The organism is Hymenobacter sp. DG25B (genome assembly GCF_000801315.1).
Taxonomy (GTDB): Bacteria; Bacteroidota; Bacteroidia; order Cytophagales; family Hymenobacteraceae; genus Hymenobacter.
Genome location: NZ_CP010054.1, coordinates 1899153 through 1915306, shown reverse-complemented (window position 1 = coordinate 1915306; position 16154 = coordinate 1899153). Strand labels below are relative to the sequence as shown.

13 protein-coding genes are annotated in these 16154 nt (G+C 55.5%); 5 read left to right on the top strand and 8 right to left on the bottom strand.

Annotated features, from left to right (window positions below):
* From PK28_RS08125 to PK28_RS08095, 7 genes are all read right to left on the bottom strand, one after another.
* Complete coding sequence (locus PK28_RS08125) at window positions 1–696, bottom strand: phosphoribosylanthranilate isomerase (RefSeq protein WP_044513220.1); 696 nt, start codon at window positions 694–696, stop codon at window positions 1–3.
* Window positions 696–1508, bottom strand: coding sequence for an indole-3-glycerol phosphate synthase TrpC (gene trpC / locus PK28_RS08120; protein WP_044513217.1), 813 nt, complete (start codon window positions 1506–1508; stop codon window positions 696–698). The genes PK28_RS08125 and trpC overlap by 1 nt, the downstream gene beginning before the upstream one ends.
* 108 nt (window positions 1509–1616) lie before the next feature.
* Complete coding sequence (trpD, locus tag PK28_RS08115) at window positions 1617–2609, bottom strand: anthranilate phosphoribosyltransferase (protein ID WP_044513214.1); 993 nt, start codon at window positions 2607–2609, stop codon at window positions 1617–1619.
* 151 nt (window positions 2610–2760) lie between these two features.
* A complete protein-coding gene (locus tag PK28_RS08110) occupies window positions 2761–3330 on the bottom strand; it encodes an anthranilate synthase component II (RefSeq protein ID WP_044513211.1) in 570 nt (189 codons plus the stop codon).
* 48 nt (window positions 3331–3378) lie between these two features.
* Window positions 3379–4794 carry an anthranilate synthase component I family protein gene (locus PK28_RS08105; RefSeq protein ID WP_044513208.1) on the bottom strand — a complete coding sequence of 472 codons (1416 nt, stop codon included), beginning with the start codon at window positions 4792–4794 and terminating at the stop codon, window positions 3379–3381.
* 287 nt (window positions 4795–5081) lie between these two features.
* Window positions 5082–6506, bottom strand: coding sequence for an alpha/beta hydrolase-fold protein (locus tag PK28_RS08100; RefSeq protein ID WP_082017021.1), 1425 nt, complete (start codon window positions 6504–6506; stop codon window positions 5082–5084).
* Between the two features lie 40 nt (window positions 6507–6546).
* On the bottom strand, window positions 6547–7137 hold the full coding sequence (locus PK28_RS08095) for a hypothetical protein (RefSeq protein WP_156126306.1): 591 nt from the start codon (window positions 7135–7137) through the stop codon (window positions 6547–6549).
* A gap of 106 nt (window positions 7138–7243) precedes the next feature.
* Here PK28_RS08095 and PK28_RS21135 point away from each other — a divergent pair, with 106 nt between their 5' ends.
* The 4 genes from PK28_RS21135 (at window position 7244) to PK28_RS08080 (ending at window position 13657) form a co-directional block, all read left to right on the top strand.
* A complete protein-coding gene (locus PK28_RS21135; protein ID WP_262489745.1) occupies window positions 7244–7375 on the top strand; it encodes a hypothetical protein in 132 nt (43 codons plus the stop codon).
* A gap of 500 nt (window positions 7376–7875) precedes the next feature.
* Window positions 7876–10887, top strand: a complete 3012-nt coding sequence (locus PK28_RS08090; protein ID WP_044513203.1) for a SusC/RagA family TonB-linked outer membrane protein — start codon at window positions 7876–7878, stop codon at window positions 10885–10887.
* 11 nt (window positions 10888–10898) lie between these two features.
* Window positions 10899–12494: a RagB/SusD family nutrient uptake outer membrane protein gene (locus tag PK28_RS08085; protein ID WP_044513201.1), complete on the top strand. Its 1596-nt coding sequence runs from the start codon at window positions 10899–10901 to the stop codon at window positions 12492–12494.
* Between the two features lie 110 nt (window positions 12495–12604).
* A complete protein-coding gene (locus PK28_RS08080; protein ID WP_044513198.1) occupies window positions 12605–13657 on the top strand; it encodes a SusE domain-containing protein in 1053 nt (350 codons plus the stop codon).
* 77 nt (window positions 13658–13734) lie between these two features.
* Here PK28_RS08080 and PK28_RS08075 read toward each other — a convergent pair whose 3' ends face one another.
* Window positions 13735–14838, bottom strand: coding sequence for a T9SS type A sorting domain-containing protein (locus PK28_RS08075; protein WP_082017020.1), 1104 nt, complete (start codon window positions 14836–14838; stop codon window positions 13735–13737).
* 371 nt (window positions 14839–15209) lie between these two features.
* Between PK28_RS08075 and PK28_RS08070 the strand changes: the two genes are divergently transcribed.
* On the top strand, window positions 15210–16052 hold the full coding sequence (locus PK28_RS08070; RefSeq protein WP_044513194.1) for an N-acetylglucosamine kinase: 843 nt from the start codon (window positions 15210–15212) through the stop codon (window positions 16050–16052).
* Window positions 16053–16154 lie beyond the last annotated feature (102 nt).

The following is a 16154-nucleotide window of genomic DNA, read 5'->3' as shown; positions in this document are numbered from 1 at the left end:
TTATTGAGCTGTTGGCTGATGGCTATTAGCCGAATGAGGTTTGGGCGGCTTTGGGGCGGAAGTTGAAACGATGCTTATCTGATCAAAAAACTGCCCTAGTTGCCCGGCATCTTTCACGCCTGGCTCGGTTTCAAACCGACTGTTCAGGTCCAGTGCAAACAAGCCGGGCAGGCAGAGGTTGCGTAATTCGGCGGCATGTTCCAGCGCCAGCCCCCCGGCCAGGAAATAAGGCACCTGCAGGTGGTATTGTTCCAGCAGCTGCCAGTTGAAGGGGGTGCCATTGCCGCCGGGCTGAGCCCCGGCCGTATCGAAAAGAAAGTAGGTAACGTGGCCCACGTAAGGCGCCAGCACTGAAAAGTCGAACGTTTCGCCTACCGCAAAAGCTTTGCTGACGGGGATGCCCGAATCTTGTAGCGTCGCGCAGGTTTCGGGCGTTTCGGAGCCGTGCAGCTGCACCAAGTCCAGGTGAAATTCCCGTACCCGGGCCTGCATTACTTCCAGCTTTTCATCTACAAACACCCCCACTTTCTGAATCCCGGCGGGCAAAGCCGCCGTGTCAGCCGGCTGCAGAGTAGCGCCCGCAAAGCGCCTGGACTTGGGGTAGAAGATGAACCCCAGAAAATCGGGGGCCAGCGCGGCCACCGTGCGCAGGTTATCGGGCCGCGCCATGCCGCAAACTTTCAGGCGAAGGCTCATTAGAGTAGTGTTACGGCCTCGGTGTGGCGCAATTGCTGCACCAGCGCGGCGCAGGCTTTCTCCGGCCGACTGTTGCGCATGAACGTTTCGCCGATGAGGAAACCGCGGTAACCTACGGCGCGCAGGGCTTCAATCTCGGCAGCCGAGGTCAGCCCGCTTTCCGTCACTTTCACAAACTCCTCAGGAATGCGCTGGGCCAGCTCGCCGGAAGTATCCAGGCTCACGGAGAAGTCGTGCAGGTTGCGGTTGTTCACGCCCACCAGGCTCACGGCATCGGGGTGCAGGGTGCGGACCAGCTCTTCGGCGTTGTGGATTTCGAGCAGCACTTCCAGCCCCAGGCTTTTGGCCAGGCGGCCCAGGCGCAGCACTTCTTCCGGTGAGAGCACGGCGGCAATGAGCAGCACGGCATCGGCCCCAATGCTTTTGGCTTCCAGAATCTGATACTCATCCACCACGAAATCCTTGCGCAGGATGGGGCAGAAATTGTAACGGCGGGCAGTGGTCAGGTCCTCATTTTTGCCGCCGAAAAACTCGGTATCCGTGAGAATAGACAAGGCGGAAGCGCCGGCCTGCATGTAGCCCAAGGTGGTGCGCTCTACCGGGGCATGCGCATTAATCACGCCTTTGCTCGGCGACTTCCGCTTGAATTCAGCAATGATGCCGCTCAGATCATCGCGCTGCAGGTACCGGCGCAGGCTCAGCGGCTGGGCATTCATATAGAGGCTTTGCTCCAGCAATTTGGCGGGTACTAGGCCCTGGCGGGTAGCTACTTCCTGCCGTTTGTGGGCAATGATTTTATCGAGAATAGTCATTTGGGTTTGCATGTAGCGCGAAGCTCCAGCTTCGCGTATTGTTGAACGAAATGATGGATAATTAACTGTGAGACTGGCGCGGACGAGGCACGAAGCTGGAGCTTCGCGCTACTGCGAGGCAACCAGCTTCTCTAATGCCTGGCGGGCGCGGCCGGAGTCCAAGGACTCCTGCGCCGCGGCTAAGGCAGCGGCGAGGCTGAAGTCAGGTTCCAGGCAGCCAATGGCGAGGGCGGCGTTGACCGTTACCACGTCGCGCTGGGCGCGGGTAGCCCGGCCTTCCAGCACATCCAGAAACAGCTGCGCCGATTCGGCGGCGGTGCGGCCGCCGGCCAGCTCTGCGGGCAGCGTGGTGGTCAACCCAAAATCTGCCGCGGTGAGCAGCCGCTCCCCTACCGGCGTGGCCAGTTTGGCGGTGGCCGTTAAGGAGAGTTCATCGTAGCCATCTAGGGCGTGCACTACGGCGTAGCGGGTATCAGTTTGCTGCAGCAGATAGTTATACAACCGCAACAGCTCCAGGCTGAAAGTGCCTGCCACCTGAAACTTAGGGCGGGCCGGATTTACGAGCGGCCCCAGAATATTGAAGAAGGTGCGCACGCCCAACTCGCGGCGCACCGGACCCGCATGGCGCATGGCCGGGTGGAAGGATGGCGCATGCAGAAAGCAGATATTAGCCCGCTCCAGCTGACGCTGCAGTACTTCATTACTGGCCCCAAACCCTACGCCCAGCTGTGCCAGCACATCCGAAGAGCCGCACACCGAGGATACCCCGATGTTGCCGTGCTTGGTTACTTTATAGCCCGCGCCGGCCACCACAAAGCAGGCCAGCGTGCTGATGTTCAGCGTGTCTTTGCCGTCGCCGCCGGTGCCTACAATGTCTACCGTGTCGCGGGTGCCCAGTTCCGGGTCGCGGCTCAGGCTGAGCAGCGCGTCGCGGAAACCAGCCAACTCCGGTACCGAAATGGGGCGCATGCGGTACACCGTCATGAAGGCCGCCATTTCCGACGCATTGGCTTCGCCCTGACCGATGCGCAGCATGGCTTCCCGCGCCTCACTATGCGAGAGCAGCTGCTGGTCAAATAATTGGTTGAGAATCTGTTTCAAAATCGAACAGCGGATAATGCGGATTAAAGGGGATTACGCTGATTTTAAACTGAACGTCATGCAGAGCGCAGCGAAGCATCTCGCTAGTGTGGTAATTACACTGGCAACGTCAGCACGCGGGATGCTTCGCTGCGCTCTGCATGACGGGCTTTTATGTAGACAGCCAGTTGCGCAGCATTTGGTGGCCGTGCTCCGTCAGGATAGACTCGGGGTGGAACTGCACGCCGCGCACGTCATACTCGCGGTGGCGGAAGGCCAGCACCTGCCCGTTTTCATCCAGTGCGGTAACCTCCAGCGTGTCGGGCACCGACTCGGGCCGTACGCTCCAGGAATGGTAGCGACCCACTTTGAAGCGCGCGGGCAGGCCGGCGAACATTCTGTCTTCGGCTACCACTTCTGCTTCGGTGGCCAGGCCGTGCAGCACCTGCGGCAGGTTGTACAGCTCGCCACCAAAGCTCTCAGCCAAACCTTGGTGCCCCAGACATACGCCTAAAATGCGTTTAGTGGGTGCATACTGACGGATAATTTCCGGCATCAGGCCAGCTTCGGAAGGCAGGCCGGGACCGGGGGAAAGCAGGATGGCATCGTATGCGGCCACGTCTTCCACCGTCAGCTTATCGTTGCGGATGATGGTGACATTATCGGTATGACCCAGCTCCCGCAGCACTTGCACGAGGTTGTAGGTGAAGGAGTCGTAATTATCGAGAACGAGAAGTTTCATCGTTGGGTGGGCTTATAATTTGGTCGTTCTGGGGGCGGGTAAGACTACCTAAACCAGTTCTGCTTCTTTCAAAGCTTTGCGCAGGGCGGCCAGCTTGTGGTGCACTTCCTGCAGTTCGGAGTTGATATCGGAGGCAGCTACTACCCCGGCCCCGGCCTGGAAGTAGAGCTGGTTGGCCGTGCTCAGGAAAGAGCGAATCATGATGGCGTGGTTGAAGTCGCCGTTGAAGCCCAGGTGGCCAATGGCGCCGCCGTAGTAGCCGCGGGCGGTGGGTTCCAGGCCATCAATAAGCTGCATGGCGCGGTGCTTGGGCGCGCCGGAAAGAGTACCGGCCGGGAAGGTATCGGCTACTACCTGCAGGGAACTGGCCTTGGGGGCCAGTTGGGCCGTTACTTCACTTACGAGGTGAATGACGTGGGAATAAAACTGAATTTCGCGGAACACCTTTACTTCTACTTTGTCGCCGTGGCGGGCCAGGTCGTTGCGGGCCAGGTCCACCAGCATCACGTGCTCGGCGTTTTCCTTGGGGTCATCAGCCAGCTTCTGGGCCAGGGCGGCGTCTTCGGCATCGTGGCCGGTGCGGCGGAAGGTGCCGGCAATGGGATACAGGCTGGCCTGGCGGCCTTTCACCAGTAGTTGGGTTTCGGGCGAGGAGCCAAAAATCTTGAAGGAGCCGTAGTCGAAGTAAAATAGGTACGGCGAGGGATTGATGGAGCGCAGGGCGCGGTACACGTTGAACTCATCCCCCGAAAAACCCTGCTGAAAGCGGCGCGACAATACTATCTGGAACACGTTGCCGCGGCGGCAGTGCTGCTGCCCCTGCGCTAGCACCTCCAGAAACTCCTCGTCGGTTTGGTTGGTCTGCTCCTCACCTACTGCCTGAAACTTGAAATCCGGTAGCGAAGGGTTGCGAATCAGGTTCACGAGCCGGGTAAGGCCGCTTTCGTCCGCGGGCTCGCCGGCCAGAGTGTGCTCAAACACAAACAGCTCATTGCGGAAGTGATTGACGGCAATAACGTAGCGATAGGTGCTATACAGAATATCCGGAATCTCTCCGGCCGGCTGCTTTGCGGTGTTTAGCTCCAGGTCCTCGAAGTACTGCACGGCCTCGTAGCCAATGTACCCGAACAGTCCGCCGGTGATGAAGTCGTGGCCGGTTTCTTCGGTCTGGAAGCTGTTGGAGAACTGCTGCAGCCGTGCCAGCGCCTGCCGGGGCTCCGCCAGCGTTTCGGTGTGGGTGGTATCGTCCGGGAAGCTCAGAGCCAGTTCGCCACCGCGCAGCTCAAACCGGGCCAGCGGGTCAAAAGCCAGGTAGCTAAAGGCGTTCTGCTGGCCGTGGTAATCGGAGCTTTCCAGCAGCAGGCAGTTGGGGTACCGGTCGCGGAGGCGCAGGTAGAGGCCTACGGGGGTTACGGTATCGGCCAGTACGCGCTGGAAACGGGTGGTGAGCTGGAAGGTTTGCATATGCGGGGCTGGTGGTTGAGAGAGGGTTCCAACGCCGGGCAGCAATAAAAAAGCCCGGCGGGTGGCCGGGCTTTCTGTTAAGTCGATGCGAAGTTGATTGATACAACTCTAACGCACGCACAGGTTGTCCCGTCCGGAGATTCCGAGGGGCCACCACCATGCCTGCAAAGTCAATTGAGTTGTCATCAGAGAAAAGACAGCCTGAGAGGCTGCGGGTGCAAAGGTAAGCCGGCCTTTTTACGAAGCAAGCAGAAAGTGCTGTTCAGGCCAAAATTTTAATCAGAACGCTACTGCTTCATAAAAGCCTGGGAGCCAACCTCCTTGCCCGCCGCTACGCGTAGCACGTACCAGCCTTTGGCCAGTCGGCTAACATCTACGGTTCCGCCATTCCGCACCTTGGCTTTGGCCACCTGCCGGCCGGTGCCATCCATAATTTCCACTTTGGCATCTTTCACGCCGGCTGGCAGCTGCACCGAAAGCTGCCCTTGCGCGGGGTTAGGATAAGCGCTAAAGGCCAGCGCCGGGCGGTTATTTTTGGTGCTGGTGGGCGTAGCGGCCGGAAACAGCCACTGGTAGGCCGCCGGAAACTCGCGCTTCCAGAACCACTCCGCATGCTTGCCATCTTCCACAGGCCGGAAGCTCATATCCGCAGCCGCGAAGCCCAGCTTCTGTAAAGAGTCGCGCATGGCGGCCATCAGCGGCACCATGGTTTCGTCTTCGGTAGTACCCGATACAAAGTAGAATTTAGTAGGCTGCTTGTACCCGGTTTTGCGCACGTACTCAAACAGGGGTTCTTTGGCAAACCAGAAAGCCGGCGAGAACACGCCCACTTTGCTGTATAAGTCCGGGTACTTGAGAGCGGCGTACACGGAAATCAAGCCGCCCATACTGCTGCCAGCCAGGCCGGTGTACTCCCGGCCCGTGAGGGTACGAAAATGGGCATCAATGTAAGGCTTCAGGGTCTGGGCCAGGAAATCGACGTACTTATCTCCTTCTCCGCCGGCTTTGTACTTCTCATTGCGCCAGGGCGAGTACTCATCCAGGCGGGAATTGCCCCCATTATCCACAGCTACCACAATGGCGCCCGTTGGGTCCTGCCCCGCCTGCTGCAATTGGCTTAAGGCTTCGTCTACGCCCCACTCCCCGGAAAAGCTGGTGCATTTATCAAACACATTCTGCCCATCGTGCATATATAATACCGGGTAGCGACGCGCGGTGGTGGCATAGTCGTTGGGCAGATAAATGAGCACGCGGCGGGTGCGGCCGTTTAGCTCCGGCATGGCAAAACTGGCGCTTACCACCTGCACATTGGGCTGCAGGGCGGTGCTGGCGCAGGCCGTGGTGCCCCCGCCCAGGTCTTTCCAGTTCTGCACCTGCAACTCTACGGTGGCGGGAGCCGCTCCAAAGGTGTAGGTGCGGTTGGCTACGTCGCTGTTTTTGGCATCGGTTTCGGCTTTCTCCCAGGTGCCCCGGGTAAATTTGAACTCAATGGAGCCAGTGCTTTTTGGCAGGGTTATCTGATAGGTGCCGTCCGGGTTCTTGGTCAGGGCGGTGCTGCCGGGGTTCCAGCCGTTGAAGGAGCCCGCTACATAAATAGCATCGGTGGCAGGGGTGCTGGCGGGAACGGCCGTCAGCTTAAACGTAACCTGCGCCTGCGCGGCGGCGGCCGTCAGGAATAAAGCCGAAAGGGTCAAAAGGTGTTTTATGCGCATAATCAGGCAGGCAATAGATTGGGTAAACTCCGGGACAAGGTCACCGAATGCTGGCGCCGCGTTGCGCGGGGTCCAGAAGGCGCAGCACGTATACAGCCCGCACAGAATCGATACCGGGCAGCACGTTGGCCTGAAAATCTACCCGGGAGCCGCCGTGCCCATCATTTACCAGGGAACGGTACTGGCTGGCATCATCCTGAAAAACATAAAATACCCCCTGCTTGGGTTTGCGCAGGTGCACATACTGGCTGCGGCCGTCGCCGGCTGGCTGGCGCTTGGAGTTGGATAAGCCATAGGAGCCTACCAGCCGCAGTTTATCCTTGTTTTTGGCGGAGCCCGGTATCTCCCGGTTGTCGATGCCATCAAAGTAGATATCGGGCCGGGCTATCAGCTCCTCAAAGGGAAGTTTGGCTAATTGGGGCAGCACCTTAGCATCCATTACCAGCTGCTGGGCCGCATTGCCGGGCGGTTTTTCGCGGTAAAATACCAGAATGGGGTCATCCAGCCGCACCGTCTGGATACGGGAGACTGAGGTAGCTTTGCCGCCCCGTGCCGCTGCCCGCCCCTGCGCCATAGCGCCGCCACCAGAAAGAAACGCCCCCAAGAGAAGAGCAAACAAAATACGTTTCATACTATGCGAAGCTACACAAACCAACCGCACCCTGTATATTATTTATGCTATAATTATATCCCGGCATAAGAGAACCGGCTTACCGGCACCCTACCCCCTGCTACTTTTGCTCGGCTTAGAAACTGGTATTGCACTGCTGCCTTCACCGGCGGTGGCGGCCGTTATTGCTAAAAAAAGCCAGTCATCTACCTTCACGCCGGCAGAGACAAATAAAAAAATCCTTCCGCCAACGATTTAAAAATCGAGCTTGCCCTGGATTTTGAACCCAATTTCGCTCCTGCAGCGGCCTCGCGTGCTTCCCGTCCTTCCCGGTAAAACTCCGGTTGTTTTGACTCTTTGCACCTTCCTGAAAACCTGCTTCCTTCATTAGAATCGAAGAAAAATCGGATATTATAGCCACCAGGGCCAAAGAAAAACATTTTGACTTAGAGCGGTTTTACTTTCGCTGGCAGAGAGAAGAGACTGGCTGAACAGCAAACGATTGAGGAATAGCGAAATTTCGCCAGCAAAATAGACTTATTACAATACTGGTTCCATGAAGGGCTCACATTGTTTTTGTCCCTTTCAAAACTTTATCTTGCGAAGATTCTTCATCAATCTGAACCCAGAGGCAAGACAATGTGCCTTCTAAAAACCGGTACTGCTCACAAAAAATTGTACTTATCTGCGATGCCCGATGGTACGTCCAACGGTAGAAATTCTGAACCTTTTTTTCCCTTACATCCAACCCCTTACTTAATGAAACACCATTATCTGCCGAAACTACTGTTTCTGCTGTTGTTCTTGTGCACTGGTTTTACCAGCGCATTCGCCCAAACCGGCTCCATTAGTGGGCGGGTAGTGGACGAAAAGGCCCAAGGGCTGCCAGGCGTAACAGTGCTTATTGAAGGCACCTCGCTGGGCACTTCCACCAACTCCGATGGTCAGTTCTCGATTCAGAACATTCCAGCCGGCCCGCATGTGGTTATTGCTTCCTTCGTAGGCTTTACCACCACGCGCCGTAACGTAACCGTTCAGGCCGGTCAGAACTCCGCCCTTGACGTGAACCTGGCCGAAAACACCACCCTACTGAATGAAGCCGTTGTTATCGGTTACGGTACCGCGCGCAAGCAGGACCTGACGGGTGCCGTAGAGCAGATTTCGGAGAAGCAGTTCGTAAAAGGCCAGGTGACCAACCCCGAGCAACTGGTGCAGGGTAAAGTAGCTGGTCTGCAGATTACCACCGGTGGTGGTGCTCCCGGCACGGCTTCTTCTATCCGCATCCGCGGGGGCTCTTCCCTTTCGGCCTCCAACGACCCGCTGATTATCATTGACGGTGTACCCGTTGACAATCAGAAGCTTGACGGTGCGCCCAACGCCCTGTCCATGATTAACCCGAACGACATCGAAAGCATCACGGTGCTGAAAGATGCTTCGGCTACGGCCATTTACGGTTCGCGGGCATCGAACGGCGTTATCCTGGTAACCACCAAGCGTGGGGTGCAGGGTGAGAAGCTTTCGGTAACCGTTAGCTCCCAGAACTCTATTTCGGAGGCTACCAAATTCGTGGACGTACTGAACGGTCCGGAGTTCCGCGCCCTGGTAAACGCCCGCGGCAACGCAGAGCAGAAAACGATTGTTGGCAACTCCAACACCAACTGGCAGAAGGAGATTTTCCGCACCGCCAACACCACCGACAATAACATCAGCATTGGTGGTTCGGCAGGCGCTATTCCTTTCCGCGTTTCGGGTGGCTACCTGGACCAGGAAGGCCTGCTGCTGAACAACGACCTGAAGCGCTACACGGGCGCCATCAGCCTGACGCCTATGCTGCTGGACAACAAGCTGCGTGTTACCCTGAACCTGAAAGGCTCCTGGATTGACAACAACTTCTCGGCCGGCAGCGCTGTGTCGTCAGCTGTATTCTTTGATCCTACCCAGCCGGTTTACTCCTCCGACCCCCGCTACGCTAAATACGGCGGCTACTTCCAGTTCCTGGATAAGGATGGCAACGTGAATACGCTGGCTCCCCGCAACCCGGTTGGCCTGATCAACCAGCGCCGCGACCGTAGCACGGTGAAGCGTAGCATCGGCAACGTACAGCTGGATTACCGCCTGCCCTTCGTGGATGGTCTGAGCGCTAACCTGAACCTGGGTTACGACATTCAGCGGGGCCGCGGCACCGTATATGTAGATCCTAACTCGGCTACCTTCGTAGGGGCTCGTCTGGGCAAAGGCCAGGCTAACCAGTATGCTGCTGACAACGACAACAAGCTGCTGGAAGCTTACCTGAAGTACGACAAAGAAGTGGGTGTTGGTCGTCTGGAACTGCTGGCCGGTCACTCCTACCAGGCTTTCGACTACAAGACCTTCGTGTTTGATGACCGCACCGTAACTGGCGAGGTTTTCACGCCTGCTACCATGCCTATCAGCGGTAAGGACTACTACGATCCGGGCTACCGCCTGCTGTCGTTCTACGGCCGTGCCAACTACAACATCAAAGACAAGTACCTGTTCACCGCTACTATGCGGGCCGACGGTTCTTCGCGCTTCCCTGAGAGCAACCGTTGGGGTTACTTCCCTTCCGGTGCCTTCGCCTGGCGCATCAAGGGTGAGGACTTCCTTGCCAGCTCTTCGGCTATTTCTGACCTGAAACTGCGTTTCGGCTACGGCCAGACCGGCCAGCAGGACCTGGGTCAGGGCAACAACTACTCTGGTCTGTATGGCTACCAGTCGTTGTACACGCCTAGCCGCAACACCGCCCAGTATCAGTTGGGCAACCAGTTCATTACTACCAGCCGTGCCGGTTTCTACAATGCAGGCCTGAAGTGGGAAACCACTACTACCTATAACGTAGGTCTGGACTATGGTTTCATGGACAACCGTTTCTCGGGTTCGGTAGACGTATATAAGCGCGACACCAAAGACCTGCTGAACTTTATTCAGGTAGCTGCTCTGGCCAACCTCTCGAACGAAGGCAACTTTAACGTAGGCAGCCTGACCAACAAAGGTGTGGAAGCTGTTCTGAATGTAGATGTTATTCGCGGCGACAAATTCAACTGGACGCTGAATGCTAACGGCAACTACAATGAGAACGAAATTACCCGTCTCAACACCGTGGAAGTACCCAACTCCGTTGGTAACCTCACCGGTGATGCTATTGGTGGTGGCACCGGCAACCAGGTTCAGGTAAACACGGTGGGCTTCCCAGCTCAGTCGTTCTATGTATACCAGCAGGTATACGGCACCGATGGCAAGCCTCTGGAAGGCGTATATGTAGACCGTAACAATGATGGTATCGTGAACAACCTGGACCGCTACCGTTATAAGTCTTCGCGCCCCAAAATGCTGTTGGGCTTCGGCTCTAACGTGAGCTATGGCAAGGCCAGCCTGGCCTTCACCATGCGCTCCAGCCTTGACAACTATGTGTACAACAACCTGCGCTCCGCTTCTACCTTCACGCAGGGTTCTACCGGCTTCCTGAACAACACCACGCCGGAGGTTCTGGACTCTAAGTTCAGCACCGCGCAGTACTTCTCCGATTACTACATCGAGAATGCTTCTTTCCTGCGCATGGAGAACATTACACTTGGTTATAATGTGGGCAAAATTGCCCAGGACAAGGCGAACGTAAACCTTTCGTTGTCTGTTCAGAATGCTTTCGTGGTAACGAACTATAAAGGTCTTGACCCGGAGGTATTTAACGGCATCGACAACACCATTTATCCTCGTCCCCGCACGTTCACGCTTGGTCTGAACATCGGCTTCTAAAAAATCCCAACATGAAAAATAAATTTGTACGCAGTATAGGGGTAGCCATGCTGCTTGCTGCTTCTCTTTCACCACTTTCGTCGTGCGTGAGTGAGCTGGACCAGTCGCCTGACTTTCTGACCAACACAGAGGTAGTTTACCGCGACCCCGCCCAGATTCAGCAGGTATTGGCGCGTCTGTATGCCACGCTGGCCGTGAGTGGTCAGGAAGGTCCTGCGGGCCTGCCCGATATTACCGGTATTGATGAAGGCTTCTCCAACTATCTGCGTCAGTACTGGGGTGCCCAGGAACTGACCACGGATGAGGCTATCATTGGCTGGAACGACGGCAACCTGCCCGACTACAACAAGCTGACCTGGAACGCTAACAACGAGTTTGTACGGGCTATTTACGACCGTATTTTCTACCAGATTTCCCTCTGCAACGAGTTCATCCGGCAGACCACGCCGGAGAAGCTGAACGAGCGGGGCATCTCGGAAACCGAGCAGGCCAAGATCAGAACCTACCGCGCCGAGGCCCGCTTCCTGCGTGCCCTCAGCTACTGGCATGGTATCGATATGTTCGGTAACATTCCTTTCGCCGATGAAACTTCGACCGTAGGCAGCACGCCTCCGCCGCAGCAGTCGCGCCAGTTTGTTTTCGATTATATCGAGAAAGAGCTGAAGGCTATTGATGCCGACCTGCTGGCCCCCAAAGCAGTGTATGCCCGTGCCGATAAGGCGGCGGCCTGGATGCTACTCTCGAAGCTGTATCTGAATGCCCAGGTATACACCGGCAAAGAGCGCAACAACGACGCGGCCATTTATGCGGCAAAAGTTCTGGACGCTAACACGTACAGCCTGGCCCCTAACTACGAGGAGCTTTTCCTGGCTGACAACGACAAAACCGCTGCCCGTGACGAAGTTATCTTCCCGGTAGCATTTGACGGCCTGCACACCAAAACCTACGGTGGCATGACCTTCCTGGTGCACGCGGCAGTAGGTGGCAGCATGAGCCCGGCTGAGTTCGGTATCAATGGCGGCTGGGGCGGTAACCGCACCAAGAAAAACCTGGTGGAGTTGTTCCCCGGCGAAGCTGAAAGCACCGATGAGCGTGCTCTGTTCTACACGCCCGGCCAGAAAAAGGAAATCAACGACATCTTCACCTTCACGGATGGCTATGCCATTACGAAGTTTAAGAACGTGACTTCCACCGGCGCTCAGGGTTCCGACACGGAAGGCAACTTCCCCGACACGGACTTCCCCATGTTCCGTCTGGCTGATGATTACCTGATGTACGCCGAAGCAGTTCTGCGTGGTGGTGCCCCCGTGGGTGGCCGCACGGCGCTGGATGCGGTTAACACGGTACGTGAGCGGGCTGGCGCTACGGCACTGGCCTCCGTTGATCTGGAAGATATTCTGGATGAGCGCGGCCGTGAGCTGTACTGGGAAGGTCACCGCCGCACGGACCTGATTCGCTTCGGCAAATACACCGGTGGCGAGTATGTATGGCCTTTCAAAGGTGGCGTGAAAGAGGGTGCTGCCGTGGATAACTTCCGCGTGCTGTTCCCCATTCCTACTACCGACCTGATTGCTAACCCGAACCTGAAGCAAAACCCAGGTTATTAATCGGATAAAGTTTTCTAACGGGCGTTGAACAAAGCGCCGGCAGGTTGCTGTTCAACACCCGTTAGAGAAGCTTTTCCCAATCCCACATTCGTTTTAACGATCTGTAAAACATGAAAAATTGGCTTACCCAACTAGTAGGGGTCTGTGCAGCCGTCTTTCTTTTTTCTTCTTGCGAGAAGGATGAAGTAAAAGTTGTAGCTCAGCCAGGTGACGCTCCTACGCTCACGGCTTCTGCTGCCAGCGTTTCGCTGGTACAGGAAAATGCCAGCTCGCCTGCTGTAAAGTATACCTGGAAGCCAGCCTCCTATGGCTATAGCGCTGCCCAAACGTACACTATCCAGTTTGACAAGAAGGACAACAAGTTTGCGAAACCGTATAACGTCAACGCGGGCAGCAGCTTGGAAAAGACCTTCACCGTAAGTGAAATTAACGCTGCTATGCTGGCGCTTGGTCTGACCCCGGGCACCGACTCGCAGGTAGAGGTACGGGTGGTTTCTAACCTGACCACGAATGCGCCTGCAAACCCAGTAAAAGCCATGATGTCGGCTTCTACTACCCTGTCAGGCTCTCCTTATCTTTCTTTCATTACCTATCCGGCCCTTTATGTACCGGGTAACCATCAGGGCTGGAGCCCGCAAACGGCTCCTCTGCTGGCCTCGCCCGCTGATGATAAGGTGTATGAAGGCTACGTGAACTTCACGGAAGCTGGTGGCTTCAAATTCACGCCTGCCCGCAACTGGGACAATGACTTTGGTAGCGATGGTACTGCCTTTGGTCTGAAGCCGAAAGGCAGCGACCTGATGATTCCAGGTGCCGGCTACTACAGAATCATTGTAAACCTGAATACTAACAGCTATTCCCTGCTCAAGACGTCCTGGGGCATCATTGGCTCCGCTACGGCCAATGATTGGAATTCTGATACGCCCATGACCTATGACGCTACCAAAGGCGTATGGACCATTACTACCGCTCTTAAAGCTGGTGAAATGAAGTTCCGTACCAACAGCTGGGATGCCGACAAGAACTTTGGCGACAACGAGCCTAATGGTATGCCTGACTACGATGGTAAAAACATCCAGATTACCGAGGCTGGCACCTATACGATTACCCTTGATTTAAGCAAAGGCAAGGGCAACTATAGCTATTCCTTAGCTAAGCAATAGGACTGCTCGTTGAGCTTTAAATAAAAAGCCCCGCTGCTGAGCAGCGGGGCTTTTTTGTTGCTAATACAGTTCTGCAATTAGTTAATCACCAGCTTCTGGCTGGTCAGCTGGTCGCCTACGCGCAGCTTTACCAGGTAAGTACCGGCCCGCAAATCAGAGAGCTTATACTCCTGCCGACCTGCCTGCTTAACAGCCGCCAGCGTGCGTACGCGCTGGCCCAGCAGGTTCACCACTTCTAGGGCTACATCCTGCCGGCCTTGCACCGTATACACGATTTTAGCTTCGCGGGCGGGATTAGGGTAAATACCAAAACCGAGGGTACGCGCTACTTCCGCACGGCTGGCCGTGATAGTGGCCGTATAATTAATAACCTGGGTTCCAGGAAGCGTAACAAAATTGGGGTTGGTTCCTAGGTTACCTTCATTATTAGTGCCGATGGGAGCAGTTTGCGGTGCCGTATTTCCCGTCACCTCCGGAATAACATCCGAAGAGAAGAAGCCACCGTCACCGTTATTCTGCGCTGCGAATAGCTGTATCACGGCATCATTGGCAATGCCTAAATCAGCTTTATCCAACTCAATTTCCAGTCCTTCCGTCCCGGTATGAGCCGTGAGTAAGTTGACATTAAGAAACGCCATTCTGGTTTTGTTCAGATTACCCGTGGTAGCGGCCGGTACAGTTACTGCTGTACCCAGATTAGCTAAGTCTCCAATTACTTGATCCGTAGCTTTAGCATCTGTACCTGTGCCTACCAGGCGGGTATAATCAATAATGCTTCCGGTAGAAGCCGTGGCACCACCTTTCACACCAAAGGCATAGTCAACTTCCATTTCCATTACAGGCTTTGCCGCCTGAAAGGAAGTGCCGGTAATATTGCTGGCGGGTAAGGCAGTACCAGAAGGCACTCCTGTTTTTCCAGGTATGTTCAGATATATCTGAAAAGAGTTACCATTAGTTTCCAGCGCACCAGTCAGGGCAATGTACAGTTTGGTATCGGTGGTTTTGGCATAAAGTGCTGCCAGGCCATGTGGGCCGAAGCCTCGCACGGTGCTGGTATACTCACCTATTTTCGTGTAGTTCTCCGTTGGCAGCACTTGGCCGTCTAATACCACTTGGGCCTGGGCAGTAAAGGCAGCGGACGCTAAGGCGCCTGCCGCAGCGAGAGTAAGTAATTTTCTCATTGGAATGGTAAAGGTTTAGGACATGAAAAATGGAAAGGTGGTAATGCAAAAAGTAACGTGAGAAACGGCTAAACCAAGCGAATTTACCCCTGGCCAGGTGCTGTCAGCGCCATAAAGAGGAAAGAATTGGAATTCCTTGATGCAAGCTCAGCAGCAGTGGGCGTAAGGTAGCAGACGTTGTTCTTATGCTTTAGCAACTTACCTAGAAAAAGGTTGCAATCGGCCATCATTTTGCACAAATGAAACCACTGGCTACCAGGTCGGAAAGCGCTGGTATTTGTTCAATCTTATTCCGCTGGCGCGGTTATTAATTTTCCGGTCCTGTTATCTTTACCCCTCCTCTAGTTCTGCAAACGTCCAACCCTTCTCATATGATCATTATTGCCGACGGCGGCTCTACCAAAACCAACTGGTGCCAGATTGACAATGCGGGCACCAAAATCTATTTCAACACCGAAGGCTACAACCCGTATTTTATTGATACGCCCGGTATAGTAGCCTCTTTGGAAAAGAGCCTGCCTGATACGCTGCCCCGCGCGGAAGTGACGGAAGTATATTACTATGGCGCCGGCTGCTCCGTCCCGGAGAAGGTAGAGATTGTAGAGCGCGCTATGCGGCAGGTTTTCACCAGCTCGAAAGTATATGTGGGCCACGATTTGCTGGCCGCTGCCCGGGCCCTGCTGGGCCGCAATATGGGCTTTGCCGCCATTCTGGGTACCGGCACCAACACCTGCCTGTATAATGGCAAAGACGTGGAGCTGAACATTGATTCGCTGGGGTATTTCCTGGGCGATGAAGGCAGCGGCTCGTTCATTGGCAAGCGCCTGCTGCGCGACTTCATGCGCGGCTACCTGCCCGATGGTTTACAGGATGCCTTTAAAGACCAGTATGGCCTGACCAATGAGGAAATCTTTGACCGTCTCTACAACCAGCCCCTGCCCAACCGCTTCCTGGCCTCGTTCAGCAAGTTTGCCTACGACCACAACAACATCAGCTACTGCCGCGAGATTGTACTGGATGGGTTTGAAACCTTCTTCCGCAACCTGGTAACGCATTATCCCAACTTCCAGAACTACTCCTTCAACTGCGTGGGCTCCGTGGGCTATAACTTCCGCGACGTGCTGGAGCAGGTGGCCAAAAGCCACGGCATGGAAGTGGGTAAAATCATCCGCTCCCCTATCGATGACCTGGTGCAATACCACATCAATGGCTAAAAGCCGTGTGGCTGTTAGCTAATAGCTGATGGCTTGCTAAACGGCATCACAGTAAATAAAAGAGCCGCCTCACAAATGTGAGGCGGCTCTTTTTATGGTGTA